Source organism: Mesorhizobium sp. M1A.T.Ca.IN.004.03.1.1 (assembly GCF_003997555.1).
In the GTDB taxonomy this organism is placed as follows: domain Bacteria; phylum Pseudomonadota; class Alphaproteobacteria; order Rhizobiales; family Rhizobiaceae; genus Mesorhizobium.
Window position 1 is genome coordinate 68242 of the sequence record NZ_RZTV01000011.1, and the last position, 24391, is coordinate 92632.

The 24391-nt window shown below is 62.9% G+C and carries 19 protein-coding genes, 1 tRNA gene and 1 pseudogene; 13 read left to right on the top strand and 8 right to left on the bottom strand.

Annotated elements, in window-relative coordinates:
- Positions 1 to 112 precede the first annotated feature (112 nt).
- Positions 113 to 312, bottom strand: a pseudogene (locus EOD29_RS25830) (FAD-dependent oxidoreductase); the annotation flags it as partial.
- 130 nt (positions 313 to 442) lie between these two features.
- Positions 443 to 1876, bottom strand: a complete 1434-nt coding sequence (locus tag EOD29_RS25835; protein ID WP_095776675.1) for a glutamine synthetase family protein — start codon at positions 1874 to 1876, stop codon at positions 443 to 445.
- A 182-nt stretch (positions 1877 to 2058) separates the two neighbouring features.
- Between EOD29_RS25835 and EOD29_RS25840 the strand changes: the two genes are divergently transcribed.
- Entirely contained in the window at positions 2059 to 2772 is a 714-nt protein-coding gene (locus tag EOD29_RS25840) for an HAD family hydrolase (RefSeq protein ID WP_095781924.1), read from the top strand.
- A 13-nt stretch (positions 2773 to 2785) separates the two neighbouring features.
- Here the strand turns inward: EOD29_RS25840 and EOD29_RS25845 are convergent, their stop codons facing one another.
- The 3 genes from EOD29_RS25845 to aceA form a co-directional block, all read right to left on the bottom strand.
- Positions 2786 to 3202 carry a response regulator gene (locus EOD29_RS25845; protein ID WP_066989304.1) on the bottom strand — a complete coding sequence of 139 codons (417 nt, stop codon included), beginning with the start codon at positions 3200 to 3202 and terminating at the stop codon, positions 2786 to 2788.
- Between the two features lie 262 nt (positions 3203 to 3464).
- Entirely contained in the window at positions 3465 to 3707 is a 243-nt protein-coding gene (locus EOD29_RS25850) for a hypothetical protein (protein ID WP_067327258.1), read from the bottom strand.
- Positions 3708 to 3759: 52 nt separating this feature from the next.
- Positions 3760 to 5049, bottom strand: coding sequence for an isocitrate lyase (aceA, locus tag EOD29_RS25855; RefSeq protein WP_127248313.1), 1290 nt, complete (start codon positions 5047 to 5049; stop codon positions 3760 to 3762).
- Between the two features lie 249 nt (positions 5050 to 5298).
- Between aceA and EOD29_RS25860 the strand changes: the two genes are divergently transcribed.
- The 6 genes from EOD29_RS25860 to EOD29_RS25885 all read left to right on the top strand — a co-directional run bounded on the left by EOD29_RS25860 (position 5299) and on the right by EOD29_RS25885 (position 12408).
- The gene (locus tag EOD29_RS25860; RefSeq protein ID WP_095801100.1) at positions 5299 to 6747 is read left to right on the top strand and encodes an XRE family transcriptional regulator; all 1449 of its coding nucleotides are present in this window, start codon (positions 5299 to 5301) and stop codon (positions 6745 to 6747) included.
- 166 nt (positions 6748 to 6913) lie between these two features.
- A complete protein-coding gene (locus tag EOD29_RS25865; protein WP_067327997.1) occupies positions 6914 to 7864 on the top strand; it encodes a DMT family transporter in 951 nt (316 codons plus the stop codon).
- 340 nt (positions 7865 to 8204) lie between these two features.
- Positions 8205 to 9302 (top strand): polyamine ABC transporter substrate-binding protein, encoded by a 1098-nt coding sequence (locus EOD29_RS25870; protein WP_067327271.1) that lies wholly within the window; start codon positions 8205 to 8207, stop codon positions 9300 to 9302.
- A gap of 178 nt (positions 9303 to 9480) precedes the next feature.
- Entirely contained in the window at positions 9481 to 10620 is a 1140-nt protein-coding gene (locus EOD29_RS25875; RefSeq protein ID WP_095825799.1) for an ABC transporter ATP-binding protein, read from the top strand.
- Between the two features lie 10 nt (positions 10621 to 10630).
- Positions 10631 to 11593 (top strand): ABC transporter permease subunit, encoded by a 963-nt coding sequence (locus tag EOD29_RS25880; protein ID WP_127248314.1) that lies wholly within the window; start codon positions 10631 to 10633, stop codon positions 11591 to 11593.
- On the top strand, positions 11590 to 12408 hold the full coding sequence (locus EOD29_RS25885; RefSeq protein ID WP_127248315.1) for an ABC transporter permease subunit: 819 nt from the start codon (positions 11590 to 11592) through the stop codon (positions 12406 to 12408). Before EOD29_RS25880 ends, EOD29_RS25885 begins: the two co-directional genes overlap by 4 nt.
- Positions 12409 to 12440: 32 nt before the next feature.
- Here EOD29_RS25885 and EOD29_RS25890 read toward each other — a convergent pair whose 3' ends face one another.
- The gene (locus EOD29_RS25890; RefSeq protein WP_127248316.1) at positions 12441 to 14333 is read right to left on the bottom strand and encodes an AsmA family protein; all 1893 of its coding nucleotides are present in this window, start codon (positions 14331 to 14333) and stop codon (positions 12441 to 12443) included.
- A 261-nt stretch (positions 14334 to 14594) separates the two neighbouring features.
- On the opposite strand from EOD29_RS25890, the gene EOD29_RS25895 reads away from it, so the two are divergent.
- Positions 14595 to 16553 (top strand): acetoacetate--CoA ligase, encoded by a 1959-nt coding sequence (locus EOD29_RS25895; protein ID WP_127248317.1) that lies wholly within the window; start codon positions 14595 to 14597, stop codon positions 16551 to 16553.
- 255 nt (positions 16554 to 16808) lie between these two features.
- Here the strand turns inward: EOD29_RS25895 and EOD29_RS25900 are convergent, their stop codons facing one another.
- Together EOD29_RS25900 and EOD29_RS25905 are read right to left on the bottom strand one after the other, a co-directional pair.
- Positions 16809 to 20633: a PAS domain S-box protein gene (locus EOD29_RS25900; protein ID WP_127248318.1), complete on the bottom strand. Its 3825-nt coding sequence runs from the start codon at positions 20631 to 20633 to the stop codon at positions 16809 to 16811.
- Complete coding sequence (locus EOD29_RS25905) at positions 20623 to 20832, bottom strand: hypothetical protein (protein ID WP_127248319.1); 210 nt, start codon at positions 20830 to 20832, stop codon at positions 20623 to 20625. The genes EOD29_RS25900 and EOD29_RS25905 overlap by 11 nt, the downstream gene beginning before the upstream one ends.
- A 48-nt stretch (positions 20833 to 20880) precedes the next feature.
- Between EOD29_RS25905 and EOD29_RS25910 the strand changes: the two genes are divergently transcribed.
- From EOD29_RS25910 to EOD29_RS25930, 5 genes are all read left to right on the top strand, one after another.
- Positions 20881 to 21342, top strand: coding sequence for a phasin (locus EOD29_RS25910; RefSeq protein WP_067327297.1), 462 nt, complete (start codon positions 20881 to 20883; stop codon positions 21340 to 21342).
- Between the two features lie 342 nt (positions 21343 to 21684).
- Positions 21685 to 21761: transfer RNA gene (locus EOD29_RS25915), tRNA-His, on the top strand.
- 129 nt (positions 21762 to 21890) lie between these two features.
- Complete coding sequence (locus EOD29_RS25920; protein ID WP_127248320.1) at positions 21891 to 23252, top strand: DUF6538 domain-containing protein; 1362 nt, start codon at positions 21891 to 21893, stop codon at positions 23250 to 23252.
- A gap of 196 nt (positions 23253 to 23448) precedes the next feature.
- Positions 23449 to 23970, top strand: coding sequence for a S26 family signal peptidase (locus tag EOD29_RS25925; protein WP_128203450.1), 522 nt, complete (start codon positions 23449 to 23451; stop codon positions 23968 to 23970).
- A gap of 70 nt (positions 23971 to 24040) precedes the next feature.
- Positions 24041 to 24376: a DUF736 domain-containing protein gene (locus EOD29_RS25930; protein ID WP_127248322.1), complete on the top strand. Its 336-nt coding sequence runs from the start codon at positions 24041 to 24043 to the stop codon at positions 24374 to 24376.
- Positions 24377 to 24391 lie beyond the last annotated feature (15 nt).

Below are 24391 nucleotides of genomic sequence, written 5' to 3' on the forward strand. Positions count from 1 at the left end.
TATGGCATCAGTGCGCCTTTTTGCGAAATTCTGCGCGTTTGTTAAGGATTCCGCAACGTGCCGTTAGGGAAGCGGACTTGTCGAATTAACAGCTTCTGCACATGTTCCGGCTTCAGATCCTGCGGCGCAGTGCGAACCAGTTGAGCGCCAGAAACAGCAGCGGTGCGCGTAAACAACAGCTGTCCGGGAGGGCGGGAATCTTCAGATACTCGATCAGCTTCAGCGGTCGCGATTGCCCGCGACCGTCTCGGCGTAGAGCTTGCCGAAGAAGTTGGACAGCATGATGCCGTGGCCGGAATACCCGCCCATCGAGGCATGCGGAAACGCAGGTGAATGGTGAATAGTGAATGCTTTGCTAGAGCGCTCTGGCTGCGTTCACCCATCCAATATGAGAAATTACTCACCATTCACTATTCACCCATTCACTCGACGAAGTGGCCGCTCACACATTCAGCAACAGATACTCCCGCTCCCAAGGGCTGATCACTTCCATGAATGTCTCGAACTCGGCTCGCTTGATGGCCGCATACGTGGCTGCGAAGGATTTGCCGACAATGGCGCCAAGCTCCTTGTCGGCCTCGAAAAGGTCCACGGCCTCGAGCAAGCTGCGCGGCAGGTCGATCTCGTCCTCGTTGGCGGTCGTCAGCACCGGCGGCTCGGCCTGGACCTTGTTGTTCATGCCGATCAACCCGCAAGCAAGCGAGGCGGCAAGCGCCAGATAGGGATTGGCGTCCGAGGACGGAATCCGATTTTCGACGCGCCGCGCCGCTGGATCGGAACGCGGCACGCGGAAAGCCGTCGTGCGGTTGTCGTAGCCCCACTTGTTGTTGACCGGCGCCGACGCAGCCTGCGTGAGCCGCCGATAGGAATTGACGTAAGGCGCAAGCATCACCAGCGCGTTCGGCACGTGTTTCTGCATGCCGCCGATGAAATGGAAGAACGCATCCGTCTCGGCGCCGTCTTCGGCCGAGAAGATGTTTTTTCCGGTCTTCTTGTCGACCACCGACTGGTGGATATGCATGGCCGAGCCAGGTTGCCCCTGGATCGGCTTGGCCATGAAGGTGGCGTAGATTTCGTGCTTCAGCGCCGCCTCGCGGATCGTGCGCTTGAACATGAAGACCTGGTCGGCAAGCTCGATCGGATTGCCGTGACGCAGGTTGATCTCAAGCTGACCGGCGCCCTCCTCGTGGATCAGCGTATCGATCTCCAGGCCTTGCCGCTCCGAGAAATGGTAGATGTCGTCTATCAGTTCGTCGAACTCGTTAACGCCCGCGATCGAATAGCCGGCGCCGCCGCCGATCGGCCGCCCTGAGCGCCCGACGGGCGGCGTCAGCGGGTAGTCCGGATCGGGGTTCTTGCGTACCAGATAGAATTCGATCTCGGGCGCCACCACCGGCTTCAGCCCACGGTCGTCATAGGCGGCCAGCACGCGCTTCAGAACGTTGCGCGGCGTGAATTCGACGGAGCGGCCATCCTGGTGGACGAGGTCGCAGATCACCGCGGCGGTCGGATCTTCCTCCCAGGGCACGACGGTCAGTGTCGAGAGATCGGGCAAGAGCTTCAGGTCGCCGTCGTCCTCCGGATAGTGGAAGCCATTGCCGTCTTCCGGATAGCCCCCGGATATCGTCGTCATGAACACGGCTGAAGGCAACGCCAGCGATGTGTTGGAGGTGAATTTCTTCGACGGCATCATCTTGCCGCGGGCGACGCCGGCCTGGTCCGGCGTGATGCACTCGATGTCCTCGATGCCGCGCCACTCCAGCCAGGCGCTGGCTTCCTTCCAATTCTTCACACCGCGTTCGTTTTTCAAGAAGGCAGGCGTGCGGGCTCGTCCCCCCCGGCTCGACGGACGGACTTCCTTTTTTTCAGGCGGCATCATTCACCAGATTGTGTTGCGGATTTCAAAGTATAGCCGGGCGCCGTGGCGGAAGGAAAGGGGAGGCGCCCGCGTCGCCACAGGCAAGCCGAGACGCAGCCTAAAGGAACCGGCGTGCCTGTCTTCTTGCTGGCGGCGCAGCGCCACAGGGTCTAGATGAGCCTGTAAGCAAAGGGTCGCACATGTCCGCTCCACGTTTGACCACCATCGGCTTCGATGCCGACGACACGCTGTGGCAGAACGAGCAGTTCTTCCGCCTGACCGAGAAGCGTTTTGCCGCCTTGCTGGCCGAGCACGGCGATCATGAGCACATCGCGGCACGGCTGCTCGAAGCGGAAAGGCGCAACCTCGCCCTCTATGGCTTCGGCATTAAGGGCTTTACGCTGTCGATGATCGAGACGGCCGTCGCGATCACAAACGGCGAGGTGCCCGGTTCGGTCATCGGCGAAATCCTGGCTGCCGGCCGCGAGATGCTCAGCCATCCGATCGAGCCGCTGCCGCATGCCCGCGAGACGGTCGAAAAGCTGGCGGGCTCCTACCATCTGGTGCTGATCACCAAGGGCGACCTCTTCGATCAAGAGCGCAAGCTCGCGCAGTCGGGAATGGGTGATCTTTTCGATGCCGTCGAGATCGTCAGCGACAAGAGCGCAGCCACCTATGCCCGCATCTTCAGCCGCCATGGCGACGGTCCGCAGAACAGCATGATGGTTGGTAACTCGCTCAAGTCCGACGTTGTTCCCGCCATCGAGGCCGGTGGCTGGGGCATCCATGTGCCGCACGAATTGACCTGGGCGATCGAACACGCCGAGGCGCCTGTCGCGGCGCCGCGTTTTCGCGAGATCGCAGATCTCGGCGAGTTGCCGGCACTGGTCGAGGCAATAGCGAAGCCCGGCTGAGCGTCGCCTCTGCCTAGCCGCGGCCGACCAGGCGATCGATTACTGGTTGCAGCCTTTCGGGCGTGATCGGCTTGGCGACCACGGCGTCGACCACGCTCGACAGGCCGAGGCTGTCCGGCGTGCCATTCCTGGTTGAAAGCAGGATCACGGCGGGCCGCGTCTTGCCGGAAGCGCGCCGCAGCGCGTCGATGCCGGACAGCAACCTGTCGCAATCCCTGTCGTCGGGTCCGCCGTCGAGTATGATTGCGCCGGGAACCAGGCCGGCCAAAGCTTTTTCGGCCGCCTCCGGTGGCTCCGAAATCGGCTTCAGCCCGGACTTTTCCACGATTTTCGAAACGACGACCCGGTTGATCGACGATTTGCCGACCACCAGCACCTTGGAGAAATCCGCCGGCAGCCGGGCCGCCGCGCCACGGTCCGCCGGTTTCATTGGTTTTTCAGAGTCGTCACGATTGGCGGGACACATGTCTGGCGGAGGCTCTGGTTCAATGCAGGGTTGAAACCTTAAGCGCGCAATTGGCGCGAGATCGCCAGCGGTGTCAAGCAAAAATAGTGGAAAATGATAATATAGCAAGAATTGCTAAAAACCGGCGCAAGTTCTCCCCGGCGCCACGGCCACAATTCGAAAAAACGAACGTCTCCCGGAACGTATAGCGCACGGGAGACACTCGCGAGTGATTGTTGACGTTACGTCAGCCTTGGCTCTGATGGGTGACGATCACTGGGATCAAAAGATCACCCCAGTTGCCGTCTCCGCCATGGTGCCTGGCCGAGCGCACCAGCTCGACGGACACACCTGCTTCGACCGCCTTCATCACAGACTGGTTGAGCCTGTGCAGGTCGTTGGCAAGCATGCGGATCGTCGCCTGCTGATCGACGCTCATCGCGCTTGACTGTTCTTCGGCCCGTTCCTTGACCCGGCTTATCGATGCCATTGCTGTTCTCCTCGACGTAAGTGCCCTTCGGGCGTTTCCTCTGCTGTTGTCATTACTCGGCCGCCGGCCTGAACTGGGCGTGCTCGGTCGACTCATGCATGGCGGTGGTCGAAGACTGGCCGCCGGAGATCGCCATCGAAACGGCATCGAAATAGCCGGTGCCGACTTCGCGCTGATGCTTGGTCGCGGTATAGCCATGGACCTCCGCCGCGAATTCCGCCTCCTGCAGTTCCGAATAGGCCGCCATCTGGCGCTCCTTGTAGCCGCGGGCCAGTTCGAACATGCCGAAGTTCAGCTGGTGGAACCCGGCCAGTGTGATGAACTGGAATTTGTAGCCCATGGCGCCGAGTTCCTTCTGGAACTTCGCGATGGTCGCGTCGTCCAGGTTCTTCTTCCAATTGAACGACGGCGAGCAATTATAGGCGAGCAGCTTGCCCGGGTGGTGCTTGTGCACCCCTTCAGCGAACTTCCTTGCCTGCTGAAGATCCGGCTTCGAGGTTTCGCACCAGATCAGGTCCGCATGCGGCGCGTAGGCGACGGCGCGCGCGATGCAGGGCTCGATGCCGTTCCTGACGTGATAGAAGCCCTCGACCGTGCGGCCGGCGTCATAGTCGACGAAAGGCCGGTCGCGCTCGTCGATGTCGGAGGTGAGCAGCTTGGCGGCTTCCGCGTCGGTGCGCGCCACCACCAGCGTCGGCGTGCCCATCACGTCCGCTGCAATCCGGGCCGCATTGAGGTTGCGGATATGCGCTGCGGTCGGGATCAGCACCTTGCCGCCGAGATGGCCGCACTTCTTCTCCGACGCCAACTGGTCCTCATAGTGGACGCCAGCGGCACCGGCCTCGATGAAAGCCTTCATGATCTCGAACGCGTTGAGCGGCCCGCCAAAGCCGGCTTCGGCGTCGGCGACGATGGGCGCGAACCAGGTCTCGACCGAAAGACCCTTGCCTTCGGATGTCTCGATCTGGTCGGCGCGCTGCAGCGTGCGGTTGATGCGCTTGACCAGTTCCGGCGCCGCATTCGCCGGATAAAGCGACTGGTCCGGATACATGGCCGACGCGGTGTTGGCGTCGGCCGCGACCTGCCAGCCCGACAGATAGATCGCCTTCAAGCCCGCCCTGACCTGCTGCATGGCCTGGTTGCCCGACATGGCGCCGAGCGCATTGACGAAATCTTCCTCGTGGATCAGCTTCCACAGCCTGCTCGCGCCCATCTCCGCAAGCGTATGGCGAATCTGGACCGAGCCGCGCAGCCGCTTCACGTCCTCCGCCGAGTAGGGCCGTTCGATGCCGTCGAAACGGCCTTCCGGCGCGGACGGGACGAGGTTGTAAAAATCAGTCATCGATTGCTCCAGGTCAGTCTTGCTTGTTTAGATGGCCCGTTTGAGGGACGTATCTGTGGGCCGTTCACTTGTTACATTGTTTACATTGCGCCGCAAAAGTCGCCAGAAAAACCGGAGCTTGCCCGCTAAAATACGGGAAAACTGGTGTTGCGTTTGACAGGTCGGGGCTGTAAATCTGTCATGATTGTAAAAAGCTGGATGAGCCCGCGACGGCGCGCCGTTATGTAAAACTCTTTTCAAGGTAGCCGATTGGCCGAGCAGAAGATTTTCGCCGGGCCGCGCATCCGCCGGCTTCGCAACGCCAAGGGCCTGACCCAGACGGCGATGGCCGAAGGCCTGGGCATCTCGCCGTCCTACCTCAATCTCATCGAGCGCAACCAGCGGCCGCTGACGGTGCAGCTGATCCTCAAGCTGGCGTCGGCCTACAAGATCGATCCGCACGAATTGCAGGGCGAGACCAAAGGATCGATCGCGGCGCTGAAGGAAGTGTTCGGCGATCCGCTGCTGGCCGGCGAACTGCCGGGCGACCAGGAACTGATCGACCTCGCCGAGATCGCGCCGAACGCTTCCGCCGCGATGGTGAAATTGTTTCGCGCCTATCGCGAGCAGGCCGATCGGCTGTCGGATCTCAATGAACTCCTGGCGCGGGAGGGCAGGGCGACCGCATTGTCCGGCACGCGCCTGCCTGTCGACGAAGTGCACGAGACTTTCGAGCGCAGGCCGAACCATTTCGCCGCGCTGGAGGAGGAAGCCGAGGCCTTCATTTCGCTGCTCGATCCAGGCGACGACCTGTTCGGCACGCTGAAGGCGTGGCTAAGGCGCGAGCACGGCATCGTGGTCAAGGTGCTGCCGGTGGCCACCATGCCGAACTGGCGCAGGCGCTACGATCGCCATTCGCAACGCCTGTTCCTGTCAGAGCGGCTCTCCCCCTTCGATCAGCTGCGCGAGGTCGCCATGGAGGCGAGCCTGATGCGCATGACGGTGGCCGTGGCGGGCGAGATCCAGACGTTGAAGCTCGGCACGGACGAAGCGCGCCGCTTAGCCCGTTTCGAGCTCGGCCGCTATGCGGCGCACGCGCTGATGATGCCCTATCACGCCTTTCATGCAGCGGCCGTCCGCGCCCGCTACGACATCGACGTCTTGCGTTCGCGCTTCGGCGTCTCCTTCGAGCAGGCGGCAAACCGCCTGACCATGCTGCAGCGGCCGAGCGCCTCAGGCGTACCGTTCTTCATGCTGGAGGTCGACAGTGCCGGCAACCGCTTCCGCAAGGCGGGCAGCCTGGGCTATCCGCAAAGCCGTTTCGGCGGCGCCTGTCCGAAGCTTCCTGTCCATGCGGCCTTTTCGCAGCCGGGCCGGATCCTGGTCGAGGCGGTGGAAATGCCGGACGGGGCCGAGTTCCTCTGCATCGCCCGCACGCTCGAAGGGCCGCAAGGCGCCTTCTCCGAGCGGCCGCGGCGCACGGCGCTTCTGCTGGGCTGCGACATCGGCTTTCGCGACGAGATCGTCTACAGCGCGGCGCTGCCCGGACCGTCCGCCGCCAAGGCCGCGCAGAGCACGGCATATGCAACGCCGGTCGGCCCGGCCTGCAGGCTCTGCGAGCGCGTTGGCTGCCTGGCGCGCGCCGAGCCGCCGGTGACCCGGCCGCTTGGCCTCGACGAGATGGTGACGGGTCTCAGCGCCTTCGATTTCCAGGGGTAGCACCCCCGCCAGCCGCAGCGGTTCGGCGGCCCGCAAGCCGGCTTTGTCCTACATTTCAGCGGATGCTGGATCACGCCTGGCTCGAGCATTTGCGCTACGCGAATGGGATATGGTGTGGTCGTCCGTGGTGGATCGTGGCGCCGGCAAATCGCTGACAGTCTCGCCTATGACCGATACCGCCTCGTCTCGCGTTGCCTTGGCCGCCGTCTCGCCGCGCGAGGAGCGGATCGGCATGCTGCTGGTCTTCCTGTCGGCGCTGATGTGGAGTTTTGGCGGCACCATCGCTCGCTTCATCCATGTCGGCGACAGCTGGACCGTGGTGTTCTGGCGCTCGATCTGGGCGGTGGGCTTCCTCGTCGCCTTCATGCTCTGGCGCGACGGCTGGCGCGGCACCTGGAGATTGTTCCGCGACATGGGCCTGCCTGGGCTGGGCGTCGCTCTCTGCTTCGCCACCGCCTCCACGAGCTTCATCGTCGCGCTCGCCTACACGACGGTCGCCAACATCTTGTTGATGCAGGCCGGTGTCCCGCTTCTGGCGGCCATGCTCGCCTGGGTGCTGTTTCGCGAACGCGTGACCCCAGGAACCTGGGTCGCCATTGCCGCCGTCATCACCGGCGTGGCCATCATGGTCTCGGAATCGCTTGACGGCGCCGTCTCGCCGATCGGCGATGGCCTGGCGCTGCTGATCGCGGTGATGTTGTCGTTCGCGACCGTGATCACCCGGCGCTTTGCCCATGTGCGCATGGTGCCGGCCACTTGCCTCGGCGCATTGCTCGCCGGTGCTTTTGCTGCCTCGCAAGCCACGGAATTCACCGTCTCCGGGCGCGACATGGGCTTTCTCTTCGCCTTCGGCGTCATCAATCTCGGCGTCGGTCTTGCTTTTTTCGCCATGGGCGCCCGCCTGGTGCCCGCGGCCGTCGCGGCGCTGCTCGGCACTTTCGAGCCGATCCTCGGTCCGATCTGGGTGTGGCTCGTCCATTCCGAGGTGCCGTCGGGGCGCACCATCATCGGCGGCGCGGTCGTCATCGCCGCGCTGCTTGTTCATATTGCGTTTGAGTTCAAGCGGCAGACCCGGCCCGAGCGGCCGGGCATCACCGGGCTGCCGTCTCCCAATTGATGCTCGCGTGTCTTCCCCATTGACAACTCCGCTGCGGGGCGGGCAGGCTGCAATTACGGCAACAACAAGACAGGCGTATCTTGCCAAGTGACTCCGCCGGCCTCATCGAGGCCGGACCGCATCGTTACATCTCTGCTTACGCCGCGGCCAACGCCGCTGAGGCCGTCCGAACAGCTTCCTGGAAAGGAGGCAAGGGCGGCGCCCGTCACTCAACGATCCGGCGCACTGCCAGGCGCGCGCGCTTGTGGCTCTCCGGAAATCTCCATAGTCTGAAACAAACGCCGTCCCGCGCCCATGTCGCGACGAGCCGGCACGGGAACACTCACCAAAGGAGAATATCATGATCCGCAAAGCGCTTTTGCTTTCGGCGACTTCGGCCTTTCTGACGCTCTTCGCCGCGAGCGGCCATGCCGACGACCGCGTCGTCAACGTCTATAACTGGTCGGACTATATCGACAGCTCGATCATCGAGGACTTCACCAAGAAGACCGGCATCAAGGTCGTCTACGACACTTTCGATTCCAACGAGATCCTGGAGACGAAGCTGCTGGCCGGGGGCAGCGGCTATGATGTCGTGGTGCCCAGCGCCAATTTCCTGGCGCGCCAGATCCAGGCCGGCGTCTTCCAGAAGCTCGACAAGTCCAAGCTGCCGAACATCTCCAACATGTGGGATGTCATTTCGGAGCGCACCGCAAAGTATGATCCGAACAATGAGTACTCGGTCAACTATATGTGGGGCACGGTCGGCCTCGGCTACAACGTCAAGAAGGTGCAGGCGGCACTCGGCACCGACAAGATCGACAGCTGGGACGTGTTCTTCAATCCGGAGAGCCTCGCCAAGCTCAAGGATTGCGGCGTCTATGTGCTGGATTCCCCCTCCGACATCATTCCGGCCACGTTGAAACATCTCGGCCTCGATCCAAACAGCACCTCGCCCGACGATATCGCCAAGGCCGAGGAGGCCCTGCTCAAGGTCCGCCCGTATATTCGCAAGTTCCATTCCTCGGAATACATCAACGCGCTGGCAAACGGCGACATCTGCCTGGCGATCGGCTGGTCGGGCGATGTGTTCCAGGCGCGAAACCGCGCCGAGGAGGCCAAGCAGGGCGTCGAGATCGGCTATTCGGTGCCCAAGGAAGGCGCCCAGATGTGGTTCGATCAGATGGCGATCCCCGCCGACGCGCCGCATGTCGCGGAAGCGCATGAGTTCATCAACTACATGATGACCCCGGAAGTCATCGCCAAATCCTCGAATTATGTGCTCTACGCCAACGGCAACAAGGCCTCGCAGCAGTTCGTCGACAAGGCCCTGCTGGAGGACACCTCGGTCTATCCGGACGAGGAGACGACCAAGAAGCTTTACACCGTCCAGCCCTACGATCCCAAGACACAGCGCATCATCACGCGCACCTGGACCAAGATCGTCACCGGCCAATAAGCATCGAGACGCGACCTCGGCAGAAACTGCCGGGGTCGCTTTCTTTAGAAGCAATTCCAGCAACAGTGTGGGACGGTTTTCCGCCCGGAATTGCGTCAAAACAAAAAGCTAAAGCGGTTCGACGTTTCCTCGAAACCATGAACCGTTCCAGCGGAACGAAATAGACCCGGAGTGGGACATGAAATCGCTTGGCAGCATCCGCAGGGATTTCGCGCCATGGAATGATCCGAGCGCCAAGCCGTATATCCAGTTCGACAAAGTGACCAAGAAGTTTGGCGACTTCACCGCTGTCAACAATCTGTCGCTGACCATCTTCGAACGTGAGTTCTTCGCCCTGCTCGGCGCCTCGGGCTGCGGCAAGTCGACCCTGCTCAGGATGCTCGCCGGCTTCGAGGAGCCGACCGCGGGGCGCATTCTGCTCGACGGCCAGGACCTGCGCGGCATTCCGCCCTATAAGCGGCCGGTGAACATGATGTTCCAGTCCTATGCGCTGTTTCCGCATATGACGGTGGAAAGGAACATCGCCTTCGGCCTCAAGCAGGAAGGCATGCCCGCTCCCGATATCGAAAAGCGCGTCGCCGAGATGCTGAGGCTGGTCAAGCTCGAGCAGTTCGCCAAGCGCAAGCCGCACCAGCTTTCCGGCGGTCAGCGCCAGCGCGTGGCGCTTGCCCGCTCGGTCGCCAAGCGGCCGAAGGTGCTTTTGCTGGACGAGCCGCTCGGCGCGCTCGACAAGAAGCTGCGTGAGGAGACGCAGTTCGAACTGATGGACCTGCAGCAGGAACTTGGGCTTACCTTCGTCGTCGTCACCCACGACCAGGAGGAAGCCATGACCATGGCCGACCGCATCGCCATCATGGACAGGGGCGAGGTGATGCAGGTGGCGACGCCGGCGGAAATCTACGAGGCCCCGACGTCGCGCTTCGTGGCGCATTTCGTCGGCAATGTGAACATGTTCGAGGGCAAGGTTGCCGAGCGGGCAGCGAATACGACGCGCATCACCGGCGCGACCGGTGCGCAGATCGTTGTCGAGAATGCCACCGACACCACCAAGGGCGCCGACATCGTCTTCGCGATCCGGCCCGAGAAGATCAAGGTATCGTCGAGGAAGCCGGCCGATGCCGTCAATGCGCTGGAAGGCGAAGTCTATGACGTTGCGTATCTTGGCGACATGACCGTCTACCACATCAAGCTCGACGACGGACAGATGGTGCGGGCAAGCGCGTTGAACGCTGCCCGCGTCAGCGACGACCCTCTGACCTGGAACGATCGCGCCTGGGTCTCCTTCCGGCCGGACGCCGGCGTCGTGCTGACAAGGTAACAGGGCGGCCATGACCAACATCGCCGCCGCCCCTTCCTCGGCCGAAACCGCCGCTCAGTTGCCGACCAGGCTGGCGAAGGGCTTCGTTGACCGTCTCGTTATCATCGTTCCCTATCTCTGGCTGCTGTTCTTCTTCCTTGTCCCGTTCATCATCGTCTTCAAGATCTCGCTGTCGCAGACGGCGATCTCGATGCCGCCTTACACTCCTGTGCTCGATTTCGGCGACGGCATTTCCGGATTCTTCGCCGGCTTTCGCGAGCTCAACTTCGACAACTACACCTGGCTGACCCAGGACGCGCTTTACTTCAACGCCTATGTGACCAGCCTGATCATCGCGGGCATCTCGACGGTGCTGACGCTGATCGTCGGCTATCCGATCGCCTATGGCATGGCGCGCGCGCCGGCGACGATCCGGCCGACCTTGCTGATGCTCGTGATCCTGCCGTTCTGGACCTCGTTCCTGATCCGCGTCTATGCCTGGATCGGCATCCTGAAACCCGAAGGGCTGCTCAACCAGGTGCTGCTCGCCACTGGCCTGATCAGCCAGCCGCTGGTCATCCTCAACACCTACACCGCGATCTTCATCGGCATCGTCTATTCCTATCTGCCCTTCATGGTGCTGCCGCTCTACTCGTCGCTGGAGAAGATGGACTATTCGCTGATCGAGGCGGCGCAGGATCTCGGCTGCCCGCCGATCGGTGCCTTTTGGAAGATCACCTTCCCGCTGTCGCTGCCGGGCGTGATTGCCGGCTGCCTGCTGGTCTTCATCCCGGCGGTCGGCGAGTTCGTCATACCGGACCTTCTCGGCGGCTCGCAGACGCTGATGATCGGCAAGACGCTGTGGAACGAATTCTTCGCCAACCGCGATTGGCCGGTCTCGTCGGCGGTGGCGGTCATCCTGCTCCTGGTGCTGACCGTCCCGATCATGTTCTTCCAGCAGGCTCAAGCGAAAGCCCAGGAGCAAGGCAAATGAACGCCACCTGGAGCCGCTTCAACATCACCTCGATCGTGCTCGGCTTTGCCTTTCTCTATCTGCCGATCGTGCTTCTCATCGTCTTTTCCTTCAACGAATCCAAGCTCGTCACCGTTTGGGGCGGCTTTTCGACGAAATGGTACGTGTCGCTGTTCCACAACCAGGGCCTGATGGACGCCACCTGGGTGACAGCCCGCGTCGGCGTCATCTCGGCGACCGTTGCCACCGTGCTCGGCACGCTGGCGGCGATCACCTTGACCCGCTACACACGCTTCAAGGGGCGGGTGCTGTTTTCCGGCATGGTCTTTGCGCCGCTGGTGATGCCGGAAGTCATCACCGGCCTGTCGTTGCTCTTGCTCTTCGTGGCCGTCGGACTTGACCGAGGCTTCTTCACCGTCACGCTCGCCCACATCACCTTCACCATGTGCTTCGTGGCCGTCGTTGTGCAGTCGCGCCTCGTCTCCTTCGACCGCTCGCTGGAGGAAGCCGCGATGGACCTCGGCGCGCCGCCGGTGAAGACCTTCTTTCAGATCACCTTGCCCGTCATCTTGCCGGCGATCATCTCCGGCTGGATGCTGGCCTTCACGCTCTCGCTCGACGATCTGGTCATCGCCTCCTTCACCTCGGGCCCCGGCGCCACGACGCTGCCGATGAAGATCTACAGCCAGGTGCGCCTCGGCGTGACGCCTGAGATCAATGCCGCCTGCACCATCCTGATCGCCGTCGTCGCGATCGGCGTCATCATTGCCTCGATCGCCAACAAGCGCCGCGCGGTCCAGCGCCAGCGCGATGAGCAGGCGGCGCAGCGCGGATAGGGAACAAAGACGGGCGCGACCTGCGCCTTGGTCTATTGGCCTGAAACGCCGCGGCTGATCGGCGAGATGAACGGAGTGCTCCAGTTGCCGCCGACGAAGAACAACGACTGCTTTGAGGGCTGCGGCGCCTGCACCGCTGTCTGACCGGCGGTAGCCGGTTGTTGGGCCGGCTGTTGCTGCGCAGGTTGTCCGTTCGGGATGATGCCGCCCGAGAGCGCCAGCCCGCGCCCGGTATAGGAGGCGATGCCCGAAAGCCAGATCTTGTACTTCTGTGCATTGACCTCTGCCTTGTCCAGCCGCGCCACACCTTTCGAGATGCTCGCCTTGATCTCGGCGCCGTCGATGGGCAGCGAGCCGTCGGCGACGTCGTCGAGGGCGAAGAATCCGCCCTGTTCGTTGCGCTTGAGAAAGGCAGGCAGGTTGAGGCCGTTGATCGAGCCCGGCCCGAACGTCGCCGAGAAAGACCCGTCGGCGTTCTCGAAGATCGAGTCCCAGGCCTTGCCCGGCCCCTTCAGAATGACCGAGACGGTTCCGGTTCCGGCCGGCACCAGCCGCGTCATCCCCGCCGCGGTGGCGAAGGCGCCGGTGTCGACGTCCGATGCCAAAAGCCGCAACTCGACCTGCGTGCCGTCCGGCTTGCGGTCGAAGCGCAGGCTGCTCTGGATATTGCCGTTGAAGGCCGACGCGTCGGAGATGTCGAAGACGGCAAGCCCGTTCTTGACCTGCGCGGTCGCGGCGACATCGGCAAGCTGGATCGGGCCGGCGGTGGCGTGCGCCGCCGACAGCCTGAGATCGAGGTTGATCTTGTCGGCGAAACCGGTGTCGAACTCGCCGGGGCCTGCCTGGCCGGCCGGAGCGATCGGCGTGAAAGCGGAAAGGACCGATCGAAGATCGAGCGCATCGAACGCAAGCGTGCCGGAAACAACGGGAAGGGGCTCGCTGAACGAAAAGTCCAGCGCTCCCATGCCGGGGTTGTTGTCCAGCGCCACCGTCGTGTTCTCGAACTTCGCGCGCCCCGCCGAGGCCGCCACCTTGCTCGCGACCGAGACGGAGCCGATCGCAGCACCAGGCGCCATGCCGGCCTGCGACCATTCAAGCAGGCGTCGCAGCGAAGGGGCGGTGAATCTCGCTTGGCCGTCCAGATAGCCGTTCTCTGACATCGAGGTGACGCCGTCGAAAGAAAGTGTGGCGGGCGCCGCCTTGAAGGCGAGCGTGACGGGGGCGACCCCTCCGGCAAACAGCACCAGCGGCTTCGCCGAGGAAAAATCGATCTGGACGCTTTCGCCGCGCCATATGCCGGTCGCCGTGAGCGCGGCGTCGCTGTTCATCGCCGCCCAGTTCACCTGGCCGCTGAGGCTGCTCAGGATCTCGGTATCCTTGCCGCCAACCGAGGTCACGACGCGGCCGTCGCGGAACTCGACGATGCCGAACGGATCGGAAGGTAGTCTGCCGAGGTCGGGCTTCTGCGGGTTCGCGGTGACCACGCCGCGCGCAGTGTCGATCGAGCGGGTGATGCGGCCGCCGGTCGGCAGCGGCGGCAGATAGAGGCCGCTCGCCTTGCGCTCCACCCTGATCGTCGGCCGCACCAGCCTTGCCGTAGAGAATTGGACGTCGCCCTGCACGGCGGCCATGGCCGAGAGATCGACTTCGACGCGCTCGGCTTCGATCACCGGCGGCGCGTCGGTTTCCGTCCATTGCGACAGCGTCACATCGCTGAGGATGGCCCGGAACTTAGGCCACACCTCGATGCGCGGCGAACCGTCGATCGTCACGCGAAAGCCGCTCCAGGCGCTCAATTCCCAAGCGATGCGGTCGCGTACGATGCGCGTCGAGGCAATCAGCGGCAAGGCAGCGACGGCGAGCGCGATGACCAGCACCGCAACGCCGATTACCCATACCCCGCGCCGGATCAAAGATGATCTCATCTCGCCCCGTGAGTTCCATTGCCGACAAATCGCCCGACGGGTGTAGCCGAGCGCCGACGCTTTTCAAGTCTTTATGGCCCTCCGATGGCGTTTGCGCCGTGTCCTTGTCGGCCATTTCAACAAAATCTTGCTCTGCTGCGCTGCGGTATGCATAAGCGATAAGCCCGTCCGGTCCGCCAACGCCACGCCGGTTTTTGGACAACGACGCAGGCGACATCAGGCTTAATTGCCGCAATCGCGACGCGCTTTGGGAGGAACGATATGGCTGCCGACACCCCCTTGTGGACGCCGACGCAGGACCGGATCGCCTCCGCGCCCATGACTGCCTTCATGAAAGCTGCGGCTGGCAAGTCTGGCCAGGCTTTCTCCAGCTATGCCGAGCTCCACCGCTGGTCGATCGACGACCGCGAAGCGTTCTGGGACCTCGTGTGGGACTTTTGCGGACTTGTCGGCGACAAGGGCGAGCGGGCTCTGGTCGATGGCGAGAAGATGCCTGGCGCCGCCTTCTTTCCCGACGCGAAACTCAATTTCGCTGAGAACCTTCTGAAAAAAACCGGCGGCAGCCTGGCCATCGTCTTCCGCGGCGAGGACAAGGTCGAGCGCCGGCTGTCCTGGAACGAGCTCCATGCGCTCACTTCGCGCCTGCAGCAGCTCTTCCTGTCGATCGGCGTCAGAGAGGGCGATCGCATCGCCGCCATGATGCCGAACATGCCGGAGACGGTCGCTGCCATGCTGGCTGCCGCCTCGATCGGCGCGGTCTGGTCTTCCTGCTCACCTGATTTCGGCGAACAGGGCGTGCTCGACCGTTTCGGCCAGATCGAGCCGGTCGTCTTCATCGCGCCTGACGGCTATTGGTACAACGGCAAAGCCATCGAGGTCGCCGACAAGATCCGCGCGGTGGCCGAGAAACTCGCGACCGTGCGCAAGGTGCTGATCGTCGACTATCTCGGCACGTCGGCCGATGTCGCCGCCACCATCGACAAGGCCGAGGCGCTGGAAGGAGCGCTCTCGCCCTTTGCCGCCAGGCCGCTCGCCTTCGAGCGGCTGCCTTTTTCGCACCCGCTCTACATTCTGTTCTCCTCCGGCACGACCGGAATCCCGAAATGCATCGTGCACTCGGCCGGCGGCACGCTGATCCAGCACGTCAAGGAGCAGCGGCTGCATGCCGGCCTGCTGGACGGCGACCGCTTTTTCTACTTCACCACCTGCGGCTGGATGATGTGGAACTGGCTGGTCTCGGGCCTCGCCTCGGGGGCGACGTTGCTGCTCTATGACGGTTCGCCCTTCTACCCCGACGGCAATGCGCTGTTCGATTTCGCCGATGCCGAGAAGATGACCTATTTCGGCACTTCGGCGAAATTCATCGATTCCGTACGCAAGGCAGGGCTGAAGCCGATCGACAGCCACGACCTTGCAAGCGTGCGGACCATCTCTTCCACAGGCTCGCCGCTGTCGCCGGAGGATTTCCGCTTCGTCTATGACGGCATCAAGAAGGACGTGCATCTCGCCTCGATATCCGGCGGCACCGACATCGTTTCCTGCTTCGTGCTGGGTGTCCCGACCGAGCCGGTCCGGACCGGCGAGATCCAGGGGCCGGGCCTCGGCCTGGCAGTGGACGTGTGGGACGACGACGGCAAGCCGGTCCGGCAGGAGAAAGGCGAACTCGTCTGCACCAAGGCATTCCCGTCGATGCCGATCGGCTTCTGGAACGATCCGGAAGGCAAGAAGTACCGCGCGGCCTATTTCGAGCGCTTCGACAACATCTGGTGCCATGGCGACTTCGCCGAATGGACGGCGCATGGCGGCATGATCATCCATGGCCGCTCCGACGCCACGCTCAATCCAGGCGGGGTGAGGATAGGCACGGCCGAGATCTACAACCAGGTCGAACAGATGCCGGAAATCCTGGAGGCGCTCTGCATCGGCCAGGATTTCGACAACGACGTGCGCGTCGTGCTGTTCGTGCGGCTGGCCGCCGGCGTGAGCCTCGATGAGGATTTGCAAAAGCGCATCCGCGACAGAATCCGCTCGGGCGCCAGCCCCCGCCATGTGCCGGCGAAGATCGTTGCCGTCACCGACATCCCGCGCACCAAGTCGGGCAAGATCACCGAGCTTGCCGTGCGCGACGTGGTGCATGGTCGCGCCATCAAGAACAAGGAAGCGCTCGCCAATCCCGAGGCGCTGGAGCTGTTCAAGAACCTGCCGCAGCTTGCTGATTAGGCCTCCCCGGCATGGTTAAGAAATAGTGTCGGTCCAATTTACCTAGATTTCACGAGTGGTACACATTCGTAAATTTTTTTGGCTCCCGGTAAGGACTTGTTAAGGGACGGCGCCGATAGTCGCGTGTAACTTGAGGGAGAAATCCCGTTCCTCGTCCCCTGAGGTTCAGCTCAAGCCCCGTTGTGACAGCATCTCATTTCCAAGGCGTCCTCCAGGACGCCTTTTTCTTTGGCCGAAAGCTTGTCTTGCGGATCGTTATTCGGCCAGCACGCGCGTCGATGGGAAGACGACTTCGACCAGCGTGCCTTCGCCAGGTGTCGAGGTGATAGTGAAGCGGGCACGGTTGGCCTCCACCATCGCCTTGGTCAGAGGCAGCCCAAGGCCGGTGCCGTCGCCGCGGCCGCGTTTGAGCGCATTGATCTGCTTGAACGGCTTCAGTGCTTGCTCGATCTCGGCCGGCGTCATGCCGATGCCGGTATCGCGCACGCGCATGACAACGTCGCCGGAGGTCTCGTAGGCGGTGGACACGATTACCTGGCCGCCGGCCTGGGTATAGCGGATGGCGTTCGACAGTATGTTTAACGCAATCTGGCGCACACTCCTCAAATCCGCCACCACTTCCGGCAGCCGCGAGGCGAAGCTCGAGCGGATGATGACGCGCTCGCGGTTGGCCTGCGGCTGCATCATCGCCACCGTTTCGGCCAGCGTGTCGTTGAGCGACACCGCCTCATAGGCCATCTCCTGCTGGCCGGCCTCGATCTTGGAGATGTCGAGCAGGTCGTTGACGAGGTCGAGCACATGGTTGCCTGAACGGTTGATGTCGCGCAGATAGTCTCGGTAGCGGTCGTTGGCCACCGGTCCGAACTTCTCGTCCACCATCAGTTCGGAAAAGCCGATGATGGCGTTGAGCGGCGTGCGGATCTCATGGCTGATGCGGGCGAGGAAATCCGTCTTCTGCGAGGAGGCGCGCTCGGCCACGGCGCGCGCCTGGGTGAGGTCTTCCTCGGCCCGCTTCCACTGCGTGATGTCGCGCACGACGGCGCAGAAGCCGCTGTCGTTGGGCAGCCTGCCGATGGTCATGAACAGCGGGATGAAGCGCCCTTGCGCCTCGCGGCCGATCACCTCGCGCCCGTCGTTCAGCAAGCTCGCCACGCCAGGTTCGGAAAGGCCGACGAGATAGTCGCGCGCTGCGCGCTGGCTCTCGATGGCGAACAGCGAGGCAAAGGGCTTGCCGGCGATCTCGTCGCTGTCGAAGCCGAACAGGGCTTCAGCCGGGCGGCTGATCGAGCGGATGTTGCCGTCGCGGCCGATCAGCACCACGCCGTCGGTGGCGGTGTCGATGATGGTGCGCATTTCGGCGATTCGCGACTTCAGCTCGGACACGTCCGGCTGCTGGTTCGGCTCGTCATTGGCCGCGCTGAGATGGGCGGAGGGCGCCTCGTCCTCGCCCGAGCGGCGCACCACCAGCATCAGCGCCTTACCGCCGCGCCACGGCACCGAGCGCAGGAGCGCATCGATCGGGAATTCCTGGCTCTGGCGGGTTGTGAGCTTCAGCGAACGGTCGCTTTCGTCGGTCTCGCCATCATCGGCGTAATGGTCGGCGAACAGCGCGCCGAGCCCGCCGGCATCGGCAAGGTCTTCCAGCGCGTCGTAGCCGGTGAGCTCCAGGAACGCCTCATTGGCATAGTGCAGCACGTCGCCGGAATGGATGAGCAGCGGCACAGGCAGCCTGGCGAGGATGGACGTATCGGGAGCCCTGCCGTCTTCCCCGGTGGAGAAAGCCGAGGGCACGAAGCCCTCGAGCTTGAGCGGCGGCACCGTGAGGCGCGGCCTTTTCGGTGGCGGCGCTTTCGCTTCGCCAGGCTGTTCAGCCGCGGGCAGGGCGCCATCCCGGTCGGAACCGACCCAGTCCTCGCTGTCTTCCGCGTCGCGAAAATCGTCGGCGGTCATGCCGTCGTCGTCGCTAGCGCCTGCCTCAGGGGCAGGGGCTTCGGCTCCTGGCCGCTCGGCCGTCGGTTCAGCTGCCCTGTCCGCCGCTGCGGTTTGGCGCCTGTCGGGACGCGCTTCCTCCGCTTCATCGGCGGCTTTCTCGCGCCCGGCATAGTTGAGCAGCGACCCGGAGGCGGCGGGCGTTTCGTCTTTCCCAGCGGCTGCCTCGGGAACATCGAGGCCATCGAGCCGAGCCAGATCCTTCTGATCTTCCGCCTCGGTCTCCGCTTCGGCCGTACCATCGGTCTTCCTCTCACCGGCCAACGGTTGTTCGGCCTTGGGAGCAGCCTTGTCGGCGGTTGCAGCCGCATCTGATTGCTTTTGAGCACCCGCGGTTGCGCCGCTTGGCGGCTCGGCCGGTCCCGAACTGTCCTTCCGCAGCCGCTCGCCGATCTCGCGAAAGGCGCTGCGCTCGAGGATCGACAGCCCTTTCTCACTCGCCGGCCTGTCATTTCCCGGCTGCTTGTCGTTGGCCGGCTGCCTGTGCTCGGCCAGCCGGATCACCTTGTCGGCATAGCGGCGCTCCGGCTTGGGCACGATGGTCAGCGCCGGCACTTCGCCCAGGAACGGGTCGGCAGGTTTCGCCGGCTCGGCCGCGGGTTGCCCGGCGGCAGGTTCGGGTTCTGTCGGAGCGGCGCCATTGGGCACCAGCGCCATGCCGAGCGCTTCCGGGTCGACAACGGCGTCGCCGCTGCGCGCGACGCCGAAGCCGCGGAAGCCTTCGAAGGCGCGGCTGCGGCCATAGACCGGCAGCGCCGCAAGATCGACGGGGATCTTCAGGTCCGTGCCCGCCACCGGCCACAGCACCGAGCGTCCCGACCAGGTATCGCGCCGCTCGAGCAGAGTGGCGATCTCGCCCGATGCGTCGAGGCCGAAAGTCGTCGCGACATCCCTGAAGCGGCGACCGATCACATCGGCGGCGGGTTTGCCGACGATATCGGCGAATTCCGGCGACAGCGCGCTGAACTTACCTTCGGCGTCGGTCCGCCAGACGAAACGCAGCGGCGGCGCCGAACGGTCGATGTTGCGCGCCGCGCTCGGCTCGGCCGCCGTTCCGGCGGTGTGCTGCCGGCTTGCGGCCGCGACCTCCGCCGGTCCGATCTGTGGCGGCCTCTCCGGCCCCTTCACATCGTCGCCGCCGGCATTGAAATACCAATGGTCATGCTGCGCCGGGCCGGCACCGCCTACCAGCGCAGCATCCGGCGCGCGGTCGGCCGTGGCCGCGGTCCTTTGCGTTGGCCGGGCGTCATCCGTGGCCGCCGGCGGGACCACGTCTGCCTTTTCGCCCGTTGCCGCGGCCGGAGACTGGGTATTGTTCTCTCGGCTCGGCTCGGCGATGACTGTGGTGTTTTTGTCTTCGGAGACGGTGGGCGCGCCTTCCGGCGCTGCCGACTTACCGGCGTCGGGCTGGTCGTTCCGCTCCCCGTCGAGCTGGTCTTCGTCGATCACCACCAGGAGATGGCGCGCGTCGGTCAAGCGCGCAAGCCCGGCCGGGTAGGAGGTGCTTGCGCCGGGAACAAGCCGCTTGACGATGCGGTCTCCAGCACTTGCCACGTCCGCGACCAGGGCAGCGAGCGTCTCCGGCCTGATGCCGAGCGCGGCAAATCCCTCCGAAGCCGCCTCGACATGGCCTTGGGCATCGACGAAGGCAATGAAATGTCCGGCCTCGGTGAAGCCGCCAATGGCGCGGCTGGCGATTTCGGCGGCGCCGCGCGAGCCGGTCTGCGCCGCGGGCATCGCCAGCATGATCGCCTTTTCGCCGTCCGGCATCGTTACCGCGCTGGCGAGCAAGCCGACGGCGCGGCTGACCATGCCGGTCGCCAGCCGCACGGTGACGGCGCGGTCGCTGCCGATATCCGGAAAGCCGCTGGTCGCCATGATCTGCCGCCTGGCAACTAGCGGCAGCCGCGCGGAAGCGCCGATGATTGCTTCGATGTCCGGATAGCCGAATACCGCGGCACCTGGCCCGTTGGCCCAGATCACCTGCTCGAGATCGGCCGACAGTATGGCCAGCGCGTCGCCGGCGGCGAAGCGCTGGCGCACCGCGTCGAGCACGGCGACGTCGAGGAAGGAGTAGTTTTCAGGCGGCATGCGCTGGCAGACCTTCCAGGCGGGCTTTTTGAGTTAACGCTTTGTTAATAAAAGCGTACGGGACCAAGGTCCACAAGCCATGCCGTGTATCGGCCGAAATCTCTGGGCTCTTGGTTAATGGCGGGGCGATTTTTTTATGGTGCAGTGCAACAAAGATATTGCAATGCACAAAACTTGCCTTTATATTGCCATCATACATGAACGAGACGGCTTTCCGTCAAAGCCGCTGCCCTTGAAAGGTTGGAAAATGTCCAAGACTGCCAAGACCGCTGAGACCATCGAGAACGTTGAATTCCCGAGCTTTGACGCTTCCAAAGCCACCGACCAGATCCGCGCCTTCGCCGAGAAGGGCGTCGAGCAGTCGAAAGAGGCCTACACCAAACTGAAGAACGGCGCCGAGGAGACCCAGAAGGTTCTGGAGTCGACCTACGAGACCGCCAAGACCGTTTCCGGCGATGTCTCGCTGAAGACCATTGCCATCCTTCGCGCCAATGCCGAGGCCAGCTTCTCGCACCTTGAAGCCCTGGTCGGCGCCAAGACGCTGTCGGAAGTCGTCGAGCTGCAGACTGCCTTCCTGCGCAAGCGCGCTGAGATGGCCGTCGAGCAGGCCAAGGACTTTCAGGCCGTCGCCTCCAAGGCTGTCGAGGACGTCTCGAAGCCGGTGAAGACCGCTTTCGAGAAGGCGTTCAAGGACATCAAGGCGGCCTGATTTCAGGCGCAACTCAACGATGCATCAAAACGTCGCATTTCGTCAGACAAATAGATGTGCGATGAATTGATGAGATGAATACCCGGAGTGTGAAACCTCCTCCCTTTACTCTCCGGGGTGACCAGCCAGCTCCTCCTCCCGCTGGCTCGTAACAGGAAAAGGCCGGCACCTCCTCCCGCCGGCCTTTTCTTTGCCCAATCAGGACTGCGCGGGTTCGTTCATCGGATCTTTGCCTCATCAAAGGCCTTGAATTAGACTCCGATAATCCGTATTGGACGCATCGCCGACGACGGAGCGGACACGGGGAATGATTTTCTCTTCGGATTGCGCTCAGGCGGATGTGCCGTTGTAGCTCAGTTGGTTAGAGCACCAGATTGTGGATCTGGGGGTCGCTGGTTCGAGCCCAGCCAACGGTACCATCACCATCTCTCGTAAGCCTTTGATTTTGCTCCATAAAACTCTGGATTTTGGCTTTCAGGGTTGCTCAGAACGCGATTTTGTGTCACCAATTGTGCTACCTATTGTGATACAAATGGCGGTTGCGAGTCATGGGACGAAGGCGCGAACAGGAAGATCCTGACCGCTACCTCCAGCTCAGGGGCGATCATTTCCATTATCGACGCCGAGTCCCCACAGAGGTCAGGGGCCTTGATGATCGCGGCCAATTCGTTCGTCGCTCGCTAGACACGCGGGATAGATCAAGGGCCAGAACCGCGCGCGACCTCCACGAGGCCGCAGACAATGGGCTCTGGGCGGCATTGCTGCTTGGAGAAAATCCTCAGGCCGCGCAGACCCGCTACAAGCTCGCTGTGAAGAGAGCAGAATCGCTAGGGTTCGTTTACCGGCCGCTTGGCGAAATTCTTGCCTCCGAGTCGCTCGAGACCATCATGCGGCGAGTCGAGAGCACGGTCGCGGAACCCGCAAAATCTCCCGTCGTCGACGCCGTGACGGGCACGGTAGCGCCGCCAGACCACAAGATATCTGAAGCGCTTCAGCTATACTTCTCTGAAATAGTCCGAGACGAACTGCGGACGAAGAGTCCTGATCAGCGCAAGCGGTGGAAGGCCAAGCGTAAGATGAGCGTCGACGTGTTCATCGAACTGGTCGAAGACAAGCCTATGAGCCAGATTACCCGCGATGATGCTCGCAAGGTCCACAAATACTGGCTAGACCGCGTGGCGCCTGAAGAGGGCCCGGGCGACCGTTCGGCGTCGACCGGCAACCGCAACATGGGCAACCTCCGAATGCTCTACGGGGACTATTACCGCCATCTGGGTTTCCCCGAACAGAAAAATCCTTTTGCGGACCTGTCGTTCAAGGATAAATCAAAACGTAGCCGGCCACCGTTCCCGACGGACTGGATCAAGGACAAAATCCTAGCGCCAGGTGCTTTGTCGAAGCTCAACGACCAGGCTCGAGGCATCGTTCTGGCATTCGTCGAGACAGGGTGCCGACCGAGCGAACTTGCAAATCTGCATGCCGGTGTCATCCATCTCGATCATGAAGTGCCTCACATCTCTGTCGAGCCTAGGGAGGACCCCGAGGATCCGCGTGAGATCAAGACGGAATCGTCTGTGCGCAGGGTGCCCTTGGTCGGCGTAGCGCTTGAAGTGTTCAAGAGACATCCGCAAGGCTTTCCCCGATACAAGGATCGCGAAGCTCAGCTGTCGGCCGCAGTGAATAAACATTTCAAGAAACACAACCTGTTTCCAACGAGCGAGCACACGGTCTACTCGCTGCGCCACTCGTTTGAAGACCGGATGAAAAACGCCAGGCTGGATGAAGAACTTCGCCGCATGCTGATGGGGCACACCATCGATCGCCCGAAATATGGCGAGGGTGGCGAGATGAAGATGTGGCAGGAAGAACTCATGAAGATCGCCCTGCCATTCGATCCCGCAATCGTATGACGCGCTGGCGCACTTCTTCGAGACGTGCTTCCTTCGCCTGGTGATCCCGCAAGGCTTGTTCCAGATGGTCGTATAGTGGAAGCCATGCCTCGCCCTGTTCGCCCCGCGCCATGATAATTTCCGCCACGCGGTCGAGCGCGCGCTCGATACGATCGGCGGTGACAGGCCGGGGAGCAGGCGCATACCGTTTGCCCTCGTGACGGCACTTGCGACGGTTGGTGCGCTTTACCCTGTTCTCAAGCCAGTCCCGCCGAAGTTTGTCTGGAACGCGTCGGCCAGCGCACCGATCGGCTTCTACCGCATCGACGGCGCAGGGGCGTTTTCAGTGGGCGATCTCGTCGCTGTGAAACAGCCCGAACCGCTTGCAACATTCCTTGCCGGGCGCGGCTATCTGCCGAAAGGCGTGCTGCTGCTGAAGCATATTCTTGCAGTCTCCGGTCAGACCGTGTGCCGCAACGGGTTCACGATTGCGGTCGATGGCTCTGACGTGGGCGTTGCGCTCGAGCGCGATCACGTCGGCCGTGGCCTGCCGATCTGGCAGGGCTGCCTGCGCATCCCGGTCGGCGCCGTTTTCCTGATGAACCGCTGGGTTCGCGACAGCCTCGATGGCCGCTACTTCGGCCTCGTTTCCACCGATCACGTTATTGGCCACGCGGTCCCGCTATGGACCGACGAGCAGGGCGACGGCCGCTTCCAATGGCGCGCGGCAGCGCGGTGAGTGCGCCATCGGCGGCACTCTTTGGAGCCGTCAATCGTCACCGCACACATCAAAGACAGGAGAAAGCACTATGCCACAGATCGGAGAATTTATTCGCCATCAGACCGGGTATTCGGGGCGAATTCGCACGCTTAGTCTTGACCTTGAGGTCGCGATCGTCGCGGCTGAATCGAGCGATGCGGACAATGCGCCCGACTATCGTGTGCACGCCGGCGGCGAAGACGGCAGCACGATCGGGGCCGGCTGGAAACACTCGAGCGAGAAGGCCGGCGAGTTCATATCGTTGCAGATCGACGACCCGACTTTTGCGCAGCCGGTTCGGGCGTATCTGTTCCAAAACGGCGACGACAAGACGTCCTGGTCTTTGCAATGGTCGCGCCAGCGCGATCGCGCCGAGAAGGACTAAGCGATGTCGGCGCGC